Raw genomic sequence first — 13,658 nt, 5'->3', positions numbered from 1 at the left:
GACGCTCGGGGTTAGGTCCTGTTCGGGGAGCAGTGAGCGGGGCCGGCGGACGCGGTGGGGGCCGGGTGGGCCGGCCCCCCGGGCCGGGCCCGCGGCCCCCGCCTCCGTGCTCCCGCTCCCGCTCCCCTGTCCTCGACGTGGAGCGGTGAGCGCAAGGCACCTGCTGCTCACCGCTCCACGACCCCCCTCGGGTAGGTCTCTATCCACCCGGACCCCTCAATTCACCCGTCCGAGCAGGCGCTCGGAGTGAATGGAGGGAGCGAAAGGGGGCGCTTTCGCCTCGCGTGCTTTTCCCGCTGATCTTCACCCGCCTACCGTCGTGACCACGGAGCGTGCGTGGTGGGGAGTGGTGCGGTGACGGCGGAACTGATCAGGATCTGCGATCTCGCCGGACGGCCCCGGGGCAGCGGCTTCGTCGCGGACTTCCGCGGGACGGTGGTGACCAGCCACGAGGCCGTGGACGGTCTGTCCCGGGTGGTGCTGCACGGGCCGCCGGGACCGGACGCGCGATCCGCCGCGGGACCGGAGACCGGGGCGCCGGAGACCGGGACACCGGGGGAGCGGACCTGGCTCGCGGGTGCTTCGGACGTGACCCCCCTTCCGGAGCTCGGGCTCGCGCTCGTACGCAGCGACGGGCTCGGGGTGCGGCCGCTGCCCGTCGCGCCGCGGGAGACGGTCGTTCCCGGGACCTACGTACGGCTGGCCGCGCGGGGATGGCGGCAGGCGCGGGTGCTGGGGGCCGCCGAGGCCACCTCTCCCGCGACGGACCGGTTCCGCCCGCTCCCGGCGGCGCTCGAGCTCGCCATCGGGACCGACGGACAGGACGCGCTGCGACGGGGCGGCCAGACGTGCGGCGGCCCGGTCCTCGATGCCCGCACCGGAGCGGTGCTCGCGGTACTGGCCACCGCTCTGCGAACGGAGCAGCGCTCCGGCGGCTTCGCGGTGCCCCTCGCCGCGGCCGCGGCCGCCGATCCCGGCGGACCGCTCGCCGCCCTGCTGGAACGCAACGCGGCCACCGTGCCCGGCCACGGCGCCGATCTGAACCTCGCCGGAGTCCTCGAGCTCACCGGAACCACCCTGGGCCCGGCCTTCGCGGCGCAGCTCCCGGAACGGGTGGACCGCCCGGACATCGCCGCCGCGCTGGACGCCTTCGCCGCCGGAGACCGCCCGGTCCTGGCCCTGACCGGCCGTCCCGGCACCGGCCGGACCACGGCCCTCGCGGACCTGGCCGTCCGCCGAGCCCGCGGCCCGCATCCGGCTCCGACCCTGTGGCTGCGGGGCGCGGACCTGCGGGCCGAGGACGCTTCGCTGGCCGACGCGGTGGCGCGTGCGCTCGCGGAGGCGGGGCGGATCCTGGACGTGCCGGGCTCCGGGCCGGCGGCCCCGGGGACCGCGGGGGCTCCGGCTTCCGCTCCGGAGTCCCGGGCGACCGCTCCCGTCGAGGCCGGGCCGGCCACGGCGGCCGCCTCGGTGGCGGCTGCCGCCGGGCGGCCCCTGCTCGTCGTCCTGGACTCCCCGGAGGAGATGCCGCCGCGGCTCGCGCACGGCCTGGGTCCGTGGACCGGGGCCACCGCCGCCTGGCTCCGGGCGGCCGGGGCCAGGCTGGTCGTCGCCGCGCGGCCCGAACACTGGGAACGGGCCGGGCTGCTGTACCCGCCGGGGCTGCTGCACACCCCGGCCCGCCCGGCCCGGCGGCTGCCCCCGGCGCTCCCGATCGGCGACCTCACCGCGGAGGAGGCCGGGCCGGCCCGGACCCGGCTGGGCATCCCGGCCGGCGCGGTCGCGGCGGCCGACGCCCGGCACCCCCTCACGCTGCGGCTGCTGGCGGACGTCCGCGCGGCCGGGGTCACCGCCGGGTGCCCCTCCCGTGCCGAGGTCTTCGCCGCCCACGTGGACCTGCTGTGCCTGCGGATCGCCGTTCGCGTCTCGGCTTCCTCCCTCCGGGGCCGCGCCGCGCCGGCGCAGCCCCGGAGGCCGGCCGACGGTGCAGCCCCGGCCGGCGCCCACGGGACCGCGGCGTGGTCCGGGGCGGGTGCGGGGGCATGGTCCGGTACGGCGGCCGGGGCGGGTGCGGGGGCATGGTCCGGCAGGGCGGCCGGGACCGGTGCGGGGGCATGGTCCGGCACGGGGGACGGGACGGGCACGGCGACCCGGACCGGCACCGCGGCCTGGACCGTGACCGGCGGCGGACCGGCTCCGGAGGAGGACCACGCCGGGGTGCACGGGCCGGGGGTGGGACGGCTGGCCGCGCGGGTGGCCGGGCGGGTCCACGAGGCCGCGCGGCTCTGTCTCGGCCCGGGACAGGGCCAACTGGGGCGCGCGGCCTTCGAGGAGCTGTTCCCGTGGCGCCCCGGCTGGGCTTCCGCCGTGCTCACCGAGGGCCTGCTGGTCCCGGCCGGCGACGGCTACCGCTTCGCGCACGAGGAGCTCTCCGACTGGCTGCAGGCGGCCCACCTGGATCTCCCCGCCGCCCTGGACACCCTGGGCCGGGAGGTTCCCCGCCACCGCATCGGTCCCGTCATGGAAGCCCTGCTCCGGCTCCCGCCGGACGAGGCCGCGGGCCCGCTGTCGCGGCTCGTGGCCGTACTGGACGGCGAGACGGAGGGCGGTGGCGAGGGCGACGCCCAGGGTGGCAAGGGCGATGCCCACGCCGACGCCCGCCCCCACGCGGACGCTTACTCCCACGCTTACCCCCATGCCGACGCCGACGCCCGCCCCCTCGCCCACAACGACCCCGCCCCCGACCCCCACCCCGCCCCCGACCCGGCCGGCGCCGCCCGGCAGGAAGCCCGCTGGTGGGCCGCCCGGCTGCTCCGCGAGACCCTGCTGCACGCCCCCGACGCGACCCCCTACCTCCCCGTCCTGCACTCGCTCGCCGACCACCTGGCCCACGCGGCCACCGCTCCGTCGGAGGAGTTCGAGGGGTGGTTCTGGAACCGGCTGCGGCTGGCCGAAGCGGACCGGTTCGCGCTGCTGCGCAGGCTGGTGGCCCGGGACCACCGGTACCTCGGCGCCGCGGCCCGGCGGCTCGTCCGCGCGCCGCGGCTCGTACAGCCGCTGCTCTGCGGCTGGTTCGCCGACGAGCGGCGCCTGCTCGGCCGCCCCGGGGCCACCGTCGCCACCGCCGCCCAGGCCCTGCTGCACACCCACCGGGCGGTCGCCGTCGACGACCTCGCCGAGACGCTCGTCGCCGCCGCCCACCCCCACGCCGACGCACTGCTCGCCGTCCTCGCGGAGGACGAACCCTCCGCGCTCTGCCGGGCCGTGGACCGCTGGGCGCACGACGAGCGCCCCGGCCGCCGGGTCGCGGCCGCCGCGTACGGGATGCTGACCGCACCGCACGTGCGGACCCCCGCCGACCGCGAACTGCTGCGCCACGCCGCGCAGGCGCTGCTCGCCCGGCCCGCGGACGCCTCCCTGCACGGCAGCGCCCTCGCGGTCCTGCTCCGCGACCCCCAGGCGCGGGCCCGCTACCTGCCCGAGGCGCTCGCCCGCTTCCGCGACCCCGACCCCGGGGCGCGGCTGCCCGCCTCCGCGCTGGTCGCGGCGCTGCCCGTGCTCCCCGACCCGGACACCGTGTTCGGCGCCCTGCGGGACCGGGCCGACGGGGAGGTGGTGCGCGCCCTGGCCGCGCTGACCACGCCGGCCCTGGCGCGGCGCGCCGGAGACCTCGTACGGGAGCACCTCGTCCGGCACCCGGGGGACGCCGCGCACGCCGCCGAGTTCGTGGACCGGCGGCTGGAGCAGGGCCTGGCGGCGGCCCCCGTGCTCCGCCCGCTCGTGCTCGACCTGCTGCGCTCCGGGACGCCCGGGGTGCGGGCCGCGCTGGCCGCCGTGCTGGCCGGTCCGGGCACGGAGGCCTCGTCCACGCTGCGGGGCGAGCTGGCCGACGTACTGCTCCTCGAGGAGCCGGACCCCACCGTCCTCGAGGCGTTCCTCGGCGCACTGGCCACGGGGGCCGGCGCCCGCCCGCACCACCGGACGCGGGAGCTGCTGCGCCGCACCGGCCGCCGGCTGCTGCGGGCGCGGGGCGGGCCAGCGGTGTTCGAGCTGCGCACGGTGGAGCTCGCGCGGGCCGAACCGGCCTTCGGCGCCCTGGTGGCCCGCTGGCTGGCCGAGGCGCCGGCGGAGGCGGCGGCGCTGCTGGGGCCGGGCGCGCGCCGCACCGTGGAGACCCTCGGTCACGGCAGCGCGCGGCCCGCAGACGCCGATGATGGGCACCGGCCACCGGCATGGCAGTCTTAGACCTGCAATCGGCAACCAGTACAGGGCCTATACGGTTCGGGCGAGGAGCGGTCACAGTGCAGCGCTGGCGTGGCTTGGAGGACATCCCCCAGGACTGGGGACGCAGCGTCGTCACCATCGGCTCCTACGACGGCGTGCACCGGGGACATCAGCTGATCATCGGACGGGCCGTGTCCACAGCGCGCGCGCTCGGCCTCCCGTCGGTCGTCGTGACCTTCAGCCCGCACCCGAGCGAGGTCGTCCGCCCCGGCAGCCACCCGCCGATCCTGGCCCCCTACGACCGGCGCGCCGAGCTGATGGCCGGGCTGGGCGTGGACGCGCTGCTGATCCTGCCGTTCACGGCGGAGTTCTCGCAGCTCTCCCCGGCCGACTTCATCGTGAAGGTCCTCGTCGACAAGCTGCACGCGCAAGCGGTCATCGAGGGCCCGAACTTCCGCTTCGGCCACAAGGCCGCCGGAAACGTCGACTTCCTGCGCGAGCTGGGCGCGACCTACGACTACGAGATCGAGGTCGTCGACCTGGTGGAGCGCGGAGAGGCGGGCGGCGGAGTGCCGTTCTCCTCCACGCTCGCGCGGCGGCTCGTGGCCGAGGGCGACATGGAGGGCGCGGCCGAGATCCTCGGACGGCCGCACCGGGTCGAGGGCGTCGTGGTGCGCGGTGCGCAGCGCGGGCGCGAGCTCGGCTACCCGACGGCGAACGTCGAGACGCAGCCGCACACCGCGATCCCGGCGGACGGCGTGTACGCGGGCTGGCTGACTGCGGACGGCGAGCGGATGCCGGCGGCGATCTCGGTGGGGACGAACCTCCAGTTCGACGCCACCGAGCGGACCGTGGAGGCGTACGCCATCGACCGGGTCGGGCTGGACCTGTACGGCATGCACGTGACCGTCGACTTCCTCGCGTACGTGCGGGGGATGGCGAAGTTCGAGTCGCTGGACGGGCTGCTCGAGGCGATCGCGGACGACGTGAAGCGGGCACGGGTGCTGACGGACGCGTACGACGCGGTCGCGGACGCGGGGTAGGCGCCGCGACCGCGGCGAGCACGGTGAACGGGCGAGGGCCCGTACCGGTCCGGATCACTCCGGTCGGTACGGGCCCTCGCGCGTGAGCCGTCGTGGTCAGCCGAGGCGCGGGTCGCGCGGCGGCTGGCCGGGCTGCGGGGGCTGCTGGGGGTGGGGCTGTTGCGGCGGCTGCTGCTGGGGCTGCGGCTGCGGCGGCTGCTGCCAGGGCTGGCCGGGCATCGGGTAGGGCTGCTGGGGGTACGGCTGCTGCGGGTAGGGCTGTGGGGCCGGGGCCGGGGCCGGGGGCTGGGCCTGGGCCGGGGCCTGCGGGGGCGCGTTGTAGGGCTGGCCCGGCTGGGGCTGCGGCTGTTGCGGCTGCTGGCCCCAGTGCCCCTGCGGCGCCTGCTGCTGGGCGCGGACGAAGTCCTCGGCGACCAGCGCGGAGAGGTTGAAGTACGCCTCGCGCGTCTTGGGCTTCATGAGGTCGAGGTCGACCTCGGCGCCGGCCGCGAGGTGGTCGTCGAACGGGATCACGACGACGCCGCGGCAGCGGGTCTCGAAGTGCCGCACGATGTCCTCGACCTTGATGATCTTGGCGGTCTCGCGGACCCCGGAGATCACGGTGAGGGACCGCGAGACGAGGTCGGCGTAGCCGTGCGCGGAGAGCCAGTCGAGCGTGGTGCTCGCGCTGCTGGCGCCGTCCACCGACGGCGTGGAGATGATGATCAGCTGGTCGGCCAGGTCGAGGACGCCGCGCATCGCGGAGTAGAGCAGGCCGGTGCCCGAGTCGGTGAGGATGATCGGGTACTGGCGGCCCAGCGTCTCTATGACGCGGCGGTAGTCCTCGTCGTTGAAGGTCGTCGAAACGGCCGGGTCGACGTCGTTGGCGATGATCTCCAGGCCGGAGGGGGCCTGGGAGGTGAACCGCCGGATGTCCATGTACGAGTGGAGGTACGGGATCGCCTGGACCAGGTCCCGGATCGTGGCCCCGGTCTCCCGGCGCACGCGGCGGCCCAGGGTTCCGGCGTCGGGGTTCGCGTCGATGGCCAGGATCTTGTCCTGGCGCTCGGTGGCGAGGGTGGCACCGAGGGCGGTGGTCGTCGTGGTCTTGCCGACGCCGCCCTTGAGGCTGATGACGGCGATCCGGTAGCAGGACATGACCGGCGTCCGGATCAGCTCCACCTTCCGGCGCCGCTCCGCCTCGGCCGCCTTGCCGCCGAAACGGAACAGGCCGCCGCCGGGAGCGCCGTTGCCGCTCTTGGCCTTCTGCTTGCCGCGCACCAGGCGGTCCGAGGACAGCTCGACGGCGGCGGTGTAGCCGAGCGGGGCGCCGCCGGCGGGCTGGGGGGCGCCGTAGTAGGCGTCCTGGCCCGACTGGGGTCCCTGGGGTCCCTGTGCCCACTGGCCGCCACCGGCGTCGGGGTACGGGGCCTGCGGCGCCTGCGGCTGGGCGTACTGCTGCGCGGAGGGCTCCGGCTGCTGCGGCGGCTGCGGCTGGGCCTGGGCGTACGGCTGCGCCGGGCCGGCGGGCGGGAATCCGTACGGGGCCTGCGGGGCCTGTGCCTGCGGGGCCTGTGCCTGCTGGGCGTACGGCGGGGCCGGGGTGACCGGCGCGAACCCGGGCTCGGCCTGCGGCGGCTGAGCTGCTTGGGGGGCCTGGGGCGCCTGCGGCTGGGCGTACGGCTGCGCGGGCGGCGGGAACCCGTACCCGGCGGGCTGCGGCGCGGCGGCCGCGGGCGGGAACCCGTATCCGGCCTGGGGTGCGCCGGGGGTGGGGAACTCGGGCTGCTGCTGCTGCGGCTGCTGCGCGGCGGCGGGCGGGAAGCCGTATCCGGCCTGGGGTGCGCCGGAGGCGGGGAAATCGGGCGACTGCGGCTGCGGCACGGCGGCCGCGGGCGGGAACCCGTATCCGGCCTGGGGCGCACCCGAGGCGGGGAACTCCGGCGGGAGCGGCGGGAGTTCCGAGGCGGCGGGCACCGCGTCCTCGGGCTCCGCGGCCGTCGCGCCGGGCAGGTCCTGCACCGGGGCCGGCCCCTCGGACGGGATCTCCGTGAGGGAGGCCGGAACGGCCGTTCCCTGGGCGGGAGTCGGCGTACGAACGGGCACGGGCGGGGCGTCGGCCGGGACGGCGCCGGGGAAGGGCGCTGCCGGGAGCTCGGGCTCGGGTGCGGCGTCGGCGACCACGGCGGCCGCGGCCGCGTCCGCATCGGCGGGGACCGCGTCGGCCGGTGCCGCGGGCTCGGGCGCCTGGTCGGGGGTTCCCGCACCCGCGTAAGGATCGGCCAGCACGGCGGCGGCGGGAGCCGGGTTCGGGGACTCCGGGGCCGGAGCCGGGGGAGTCGCGTCGGCCTGGGCCGCGCCGGGGAACGACGGCGCCGCGGGCCCGGCCGCGGGGGCCGCCGGAGCGGAGTCGGCAGGCGCCGGCGCCGGCGCGTTCGCGGGTGCCGGGACGTACGCGGGGGCCGCGTCGGCCGGAGCCGCAGCCGCAGCCGGGTACGCCGGTACGGCGCCCTGGGGCGCGCCCGGGTAGGACACCGGAAGCGGCGCGGGAGCCTCCGCGTTGATCGGGGTCGGCGCCGTCGGCTCGGCCGGGGCCACCGGGGCCACCGGGGCCACCGGGGCGTCCGCCGGGGTGCGCGGGGCCGGCGGGGCGATCCGCATCGTCGGGGGCGTGGTCAGCTCGGACGGCCGGTGCGGCTCGAACCCGCTGCCCTCGGGCAGGCCGGGGACCGGGGAAGCAGCCGGAGCCGCGCCCTGCGTGTACCAGGCCGGCGGGGTGTAGTCGATGGTGAACTCGCCCGTCAGCTCGGGCTCCGCGTCGGACTGATCGTCCGTCGGGACGTCCCACGTCCCGCCGCGCCTCTCGTTCCGATCGCCGCTCACTGGTCCTCCTGATCTGTCGAACACTGCTCCGGCAGCTACCGAGACGCCACGCCGACGCTCAGCCTAATGGCGCCCCGTGGCCAGTATCCGCCCCCGTCGGCCCGCCCCCGAGGTACGTCACGGGACGCGGGCCGCTTCCATCCTGCCCATACGGCGCCGCCCGCGGCCAATCGCCCCCCTGCGGGGTCTCAGTCGATCCGCCGGGGCTGCCCCAGCAGGCCCGTCTCCGTGTCCGTCGGCTGCGTCATCACGAACTGACGGTCCAGGGCGGTGCACCACAGGGTCACGCCGTCGCCCAGCGTCGGCAGCGACTCCACCGCCGCCGCGGGCAGCCGCATCAGCCGGCCGATCTGCTCCGCCTCGTCGGGCGAGACGCGCTGGACGCCCACCAGGGAGGAGTTCTGCAGCAGCCGGGGGGCCGCCGGGCTCAGGTACGGCAGCAGGGTCAGCACCGACTGCCAGGGACCCGCCGCAACGCGGCCGCGCGGCGGCCGCATTCCGCAGTCGCGGATCACCAGGACCGGGCTGCCCGCCGACGCGCCCTGGGGCGGTACCCGGCCCACGTCGTGCAGGGTCACGCACTGCTGCCCGCCACCCGCCGCCTGGGCGAGGCCCGACCACACCTGGCCGCGCCCCGTCTCCACGGTCACCCGCGCGCCCGTGGCCGCCGTCCGCAGTGCCAGGACCTGCGCGGTCCACAGGCCGCCGATCAGCGTGACCTCGTACGGCGTCGGCCGGTTGACCCCGAGCACCGCCGGCCGGCCCTGGGCATCCACGCCGACGACGACCCCGTCGTCGCCGACCGGCAGTGCCAGCGCGTCCAGATCCGCCGCGGCCACCGCATGCCTCTCCCGGCGCGGTCCCACCAGGCCGAAGCCGCCGCGGGCCGCGGCGCGCGGCGGGGCCCCCGCCGAAGCCGAAGCCGAGGCCGTACCCGCGGCCGAAGCCCTTCTCAAGCCGCTCATCGGGCTCCTCCCAGCGGCAGCGAGGCCAGCAGCCCCGGTACCTGCTCCCGGTCCAGCCGTACCAGCCCGGCCTTCACGCCCCGGGCCGTCTGTTCCAGTCCGCGCCGCGCGGCGACCAGTTCCTCGTCGCTGCGCCCGGTGACCCGGACGTGTCCCGTCAGGGTGATCTCGTGCCGCTCGGCCGGGGTCATCGTCAGGCTGAAGTTCGTCGCCAGCGCGGGCAGCGAGGTCAGCAGCGCCACGAACTGCGGCAACGCGGCCCGGGCGCCGCCCAGTTGCGGCCACCGGCTGATCCAGTAGGTGGTGTGCCGGCGGTCGTCGCAGCGCCAGGTCCGCGGGGTCTCCTCGGTGCGCCGGCCCGTCGCCGCCGACCGCCCCGCCTGGGTGATCGCCATCGGGTTCGCGCACGAGGAGGTGGCCAGCGCGCCCGTCAGCTCCTGCTCCGTCAGCACGGTCGCCTGGAACCCGGCACCCGCCAGCCGGCTCGCCAACTGGTCGGCCACCCGCACCAGGCACCGCTGCGCGCCCGTCAGCCCGCCGCCGCGCGCGGTGACCGCTTCGGGACACAGTTCCGGATCCAGCTTGAGCGCGATCCAGGTGATCCTCACCGCCGGGCTTCCCGTCGTGGCCTGCAGCGGGGCGTAGTTGCGCGTGGCCATCGACTGGGCCGGCAGGTGCGGGGCGGGCGCGGGCTGGGTGTGCTGCACCAGCTGCGCGGACTCCAGCCGGATGCCGTCCACTTCGAGCACGTCCCGGACCAGGCCCAGCGGCAGGGGCCGCGCTCCCCGGTCGGGGCGCAGCGCGGTGGCCTCCATGTCGACCTGGACCACGGCGGTCAGGAAGGTGCCGTCGCCGACCATGCCGACGGGCCGCCGGTCGCGGCCGCGCTCGCGCTCCCGCTCGCTGAACGTGAGGGTCCGCAGCGCCGGATCGGCTTCGACCAGCGGGGCCAGCCCCGGCTCGGTGCCCGCCGGTACGGCGGTGACGGCGGCCCGGCGGCGACGGTTGCGCAGGGCGAGCGCGCCGCCGATCCACTCGGGCAGCGAGCGCCGGTGCCTGCGGACGAGCGCGAGGACCACGAGGACGACCGCGAGCGCGCCGGCGGGGACGAGCAGCAGCGGCTCCACGACCCAGGCCACCAGCAGTGCGGCCACGGCGACTTGGAGGAGCACGAGTTGTTGCAGTCGGAACGGACCGAACCGCCCCGGGCTGGACTTCGGATACGGCGTCACACCGGCGCGCGCGGGTGCGGACGCTCCGGTCCGCGGCCTGACGGCTGTGGCCATCTCTCGCGCACCTCCCCTTTCAGGGGCTCGGCCCCGTGAGCCCCGGCGTCACGCGCGACAGCCGGCCGCTTGACCCCGGAATCTCCCCAATCCGCCCAACACCCCTTGTTTCCCCCGGCCCGGAAGGCGTGGAGCGGCTGGCTCACCCTACCCGGCCCCCGCGCACCCTCCGTCAGCAGGCATAGTAGGTGGCCGGTCGGACAAGAGTGGCCCGGAGACCGTATCCACCGACCGGGCCGGGCGGGGAGAATCAGGCGGCCATGGCATCACGACGTGACGAGCTCAACGCGTACACCTTTGCGAAGCGACGCACGGTGGCCGCGTTCCTTCAGCCTTCCGCGACCGGCACCGAGGAGGGCGCGCCCCGGCCGCTGCGCGCCGTTCTGCCCGGCGTGGTGACGGCGGCGGTCGTCCTGGCGGCCTTCGGAGCCTGGGGCATGTTCAAGCCGGCGGCCCCCAAGGGCTGGGACGCCCCGGGTGCGCAGGTCATCGTGGGCAAGCAGTCGACGACCCGGTACGTGGTCCTGACGACCAAGGTCGACGGCAAGGACCAGACGCGGCTGCACCCCGTGCTGAACCTGGCCTCCGCCCGGCTCCTGCTCGATCCCGCCAAGGCCAAGGTCGTCCAGGTCGAGGACAAGGTGCTGGACGCGGGCAAGCTGCCGCGCGGCCCCATCATCGGCATCCCCTACGCCCCCGACCGGCTGCCGACCCCCGCCGAGGCGGCCAAGGCCAAGCGCTGGGCCGTGTGCCAGCAGCCGGGAGGCAACGGCCGGGGCGTGCAGACCGCCACGTTCGTCCTCGCCGACCGCGAGGCGAAGCTGATGGACGACGGGCGCCGGCTCTCCGACACCCAGGCCCTGTACGTCCAGAGCACCGGCCCGGCCAAGGGCAGGTACCTGATCGACGCGGCGGGCACGAAGTACCGGTTCCCCGAGGGCGCCGCGGACGCGAGCACGATGACCAACGCCCTCGTCGGCGGCAGCGCCGTCCCGCAGCCGGTCACCGACGAGTGGCTCGCCACCCTGGACTCCGGTGAGGACCTGGCCTTCCCGCAGCTGCCCGGTGGCGCCAAGTCCGGTACTCCCGCCGGGGTCAAGGGCCTGGCCAGCGCGGACGACAAGGTCGGCATGGTGCTGATGGCCATGACCGGCTCGGGCACGCAGCACTACCTGGTCCTGCCCGGCAAGGTGGTGCCCGTCTCCGACTTCGTCGCCTGGCTGATGATCTCCTCGCCCGCGACCGACGGGCTGGACATGCACGGCAAGCCCCGCGAGGTGGACCTCCAGTCCATCAACCCGGATCCCGTCGCCTTCAAGGGCGACACGAAGTGGCCGCAGAAGAAGACCGAGCGCATCAACGAGGTCCGCGCGGCGGGCGCGGCCGCCACCGGGGCCGAGGGCGACCGCGACACCGTCTGCAGCGTCCTGCGCTCGGTCGACGCCCAGGGCAACCAGACGGTGAGCACCTGGGCCGGGACCGGATTCCCCGTGGACATCACGGCCAGCGGCACCAGTGCCTACGTCACCCCGGGCACGGGCCTGCTCTACACCCAGACCCAGGGCCGTCAGACCACCGCCGGCGGCGCCCTGTTCCTGGTCACCGACACCGGCCTGCGGTACGCGGTCCAGGCCAACGGCGACAGCGACGCGGCCCAGCCCTCACCCGGAGCGAGCGCGAGCGCCTCGCCCGGAGCGGGCCCGGCGGCCGGCCAGGGCGGCCCGTCCACCGCCGACGGCCGTCCGGCGCCGAGCCAGGCACAGGCCCGGCTCGGCTACGGAGGCGTGGTCCCGGTGACGGTGCCGATCGCGTGGTCGGAGTTCCTCTCCAAGGGGCCGCGCCTGGACAGCAACTCCGCCCGTCAGCCCCAGGGTTCGTGATGCGCGGCACTTCCGGGGCGGCGGCCCCGAAGCCCGCCGCCGTGCTGCTCGCGGCCGCCGCCCTCGCGCTGGCGGCCGCGCCGCCGCCGACGCCGTACGAGGGGCCGGCCGAGGCCCCGTACGGAGCGGTGGTCCACGCCCCGCACCCCCTGCGCCTCGCCGGCGCGGGGGAGTGCACCTTCCCGATGAAGAAGCAGATCGAGGACCGCCCCTGGGCGCTCCAGCGGCTGCTGCTCGACGAGCTCTGGGCGCAGACCAAGGGCCGGACGAGCGACGGCAAGAGCGTGCGCGTCGCCGTCATCGACACCGGCGTCGACCGGGTGAACCCGCAGCTCAGCGATGCCATCGACATCGCGGCCGGGGCGGACCTCCTCGACCCCAAGGGCGACGGGACCAACGACACCGTCGGGCACGGCACCAAGGTCGCCGGGCTGATCGCGGGCCGGCCGAAGCCCGGTACCGGCTTCGTCGGCATCGCCCCCGAGGCCACGATCATCGCGATCCGGCAGAACGACGGGCAGGGCAACGGCAACGCCGAGTCCATGAGCGTGGCCATCGACCACGCCGTGTCCAAGGGTGCGCAGATCATCAACATCTCGCAGGACACCGACGTACCGCTCACCCAGGACTCCAAGCTCGGCCAGGCGGTGAAGAAGGCCATCGACGCGAACGTCGTCGTCGTCGCCTCGGCGGGCAACGACGGGCTGACCGGCCAGAAGCGCGCCACCTACCCGGCGGCCTTTCCCGGCGTGCTGGCGGTGGGCTCCTCGGACCGCAACAACGAGCGCGCCGCGTTCTCCCAGCCCGGCTCCTTCGTCGGGATCGCGGCGCCCGGCGTCGACATGGTCTCCACCGTCCCCGGCTTCGGCCAGTGCGTGGACAACGGCACCAGTTTCTCCGCGCCCTACGTCGCGGGCGTCGCGGCCCTGGTGCGCGCCGAGCACCCGCAGTGGTCCGCGCAGCAGGTGGTCTGGCAGCTCCAGAACACGGCCGAGCGGTCCGTCAACGGCCATGACGACTACGTCGGCTGGGGCGTGGTCGACCCGGTCCGCGCGCTGACCCAGGACCACGAGACCCCCAAGGCGCCCGTCCCCGACCAGGGGCCGCCCCCGGCGGCGGCTCCGGAGCCCGCCGCGATGCGGACGGGGGAGACGGCGCGGGAGCGGGACGAGCGCCTCGGCACGTACGCGCTGGGGATCGGCGGCGTGCTCATCGCCGTGATCTCCGGTACGGCGGTGGTGGTCCGTGAGGCCCGGAACCGAAGGCGCCGTTTGCAGTGAACGCGTGCGGTTCGTCCGCCCCGGCCACACAGGTGTGTTGGGTCAGGACGATGAACTGACTACAGTGATCGAAGGCTTCACGACTGTGATCGGGGATGTGGCGTGAGGCGGAGGGGGA

7 protein-coding genes are annotated in these 13,658 nt (G+C 76.3%); 4 read left to right on the top strand and 3 right to left on the bottom strand.

The genetic code is table 11. The annotated features are described in order from the left end of the window. Positions 1-354: 354 nt before the first annotated feature. Together ACWF9Z_RS34010 and ACWF9Z_RS34005 are read left to right on the top strand one after the other, a co-directional pair. A complete protein-coding gene (locus tag ACWF9Z_RS34010; protein WP_453609030.1) occupies positions 355-4,245 on the top strand; it encodes a serine protease in 3,891 nt (1,296 codons plus the stop codon). 56 nt (positions 4,246-4,301) lie between these two features. Further along, on the top strand, positions 4,302-5,267 hold the full coding sequence (locus ACWF9Z_RS34005) for a bifunctional riboflavin kinase/FAD synthetase (protein WP_453609027.1): 966 nt from the start codon (positions 4,302-4,304) through the stop codon (positions 5,265-5,267). Positions 5,268-5,363: 96 nt separating this feature from the next. On the opposite strand, the gene ACWF9Z_RS34000 is transcribed toward ACWF9Z_RS34005, so the two are convergent. The 3 genes from ACWF9Z_RS34000 to eccE form a co-directional block, all read right to left on the bottom strand. Continuing rightward, the gene (locus tag ACWF9Z_RS34000) at positions 5,364-8,129 is read right to left on the bottom strand and encodes an SCO5717 family growth-regulating ATPase (RefSeq protein WP_453609024.1); all 2,766 of its coding nucleotides are present in this window, start codon (positions 8,127-8,129) and stop codon (positions 5,364-5,366) included. A 188-nt stretch (positions 8,130-8,317) separates the two neighbouring features. Continuing rightward, positions 8,318-9,094 (bottom strand): hypothetical protein, encoded by a 777-nt coding sequence (locus tag ACWF9Z_RS33995; RefSeq protein ID WP_453609022.1) that lies wholly within the window; start codon positions 9,092-9,094, stop codon positions 8,318-8,320. Continuing rightward, on the bottom strand, positions 9,091-10,380 hold the full coding sequence (gene eccE, locus ACWF9Z_RS33990) for a type VII secretion protein EccE (protein ID WP_453609020.1): 1,290 nt from the start codon (positions 10,378-10,380) through the stop codon (positions 9,091-9,093). The genes ACWF9Z_RS33995 and eccE overlap by 4 nt, the downstream gene beginning before the upstream one ends. Positions 10,381-10,640: 260 nt before the next feature. Here eccE and eccB point away from each other — a divergent pair, with 260 nt between their 5' ends. Together eccB and mycP are read left to right on the top strand one after the other, a co-directional pair. Then, on the top strand, positions 10,641-12,260 hold the full coding sequence (eccB, locus tag ACWF9Z_RS33985; protein WP_453609017.1) for a type VII secretion protein EccB: 1,620 nt from the start codon (positions 10,641-10,643) through the stop codon (positions 12,258-12,260). After that, positions 12,260-13,540, top strand: a complete 1,281-nt coding sequence (gene mycP, locus ACWF9Z_RS33980; RefSeq protein WP_453609014.1) for a type VII secretion-associated serine protease mycosin — start codon at positions 12,260-12,262, stop codon at positions 13,538-13,540. The genes eccB and mycP overlap by 1 nt, the downstream gene beginning before the upstream one ends. Positions 13,541-13,658: the final 118 nt, after the last annotated feature.

This window comes from Streptomyces sp. NPDC054961 (assembly GCF_053609145.1).
Note: the sequence above shows the minus strand (reverse complement) of the source record. Positions and strands in the feature narration are given on the sequence as shown.

Bases quoted from the DNA above. Each gene is read 5' to 3' on its own strand.
- ACWF9Z_RS33995 (WP_453609022.1), bottom strand. From the start codon at position 9,094: ATGAGCGGCTTGAGAAGGGCTTCGGCCGCGGGTACGGCCTCGGCTTCG.
- eccE (WP_453609020.1), bottom strand. From the start codon at position 10,380: ATGGCCACAGCCGTCAGGCCGCGGACCGGAGCGTCCGCACCCGCGCGC.
- eccB (WP_453609017.1), top strand. From the start codon at position 10,641: ATGGCATCACGACGTGACGAGCTCAACGCGTACACCTTTGCGAAGCGA.
- mycP (WP_453609014.1), top strand. From the start codon at position 12,260: ATGCGCGGCACTTCCGGGGCGGCGGCCCCGAAGCCCGCCGCCGTGCTG.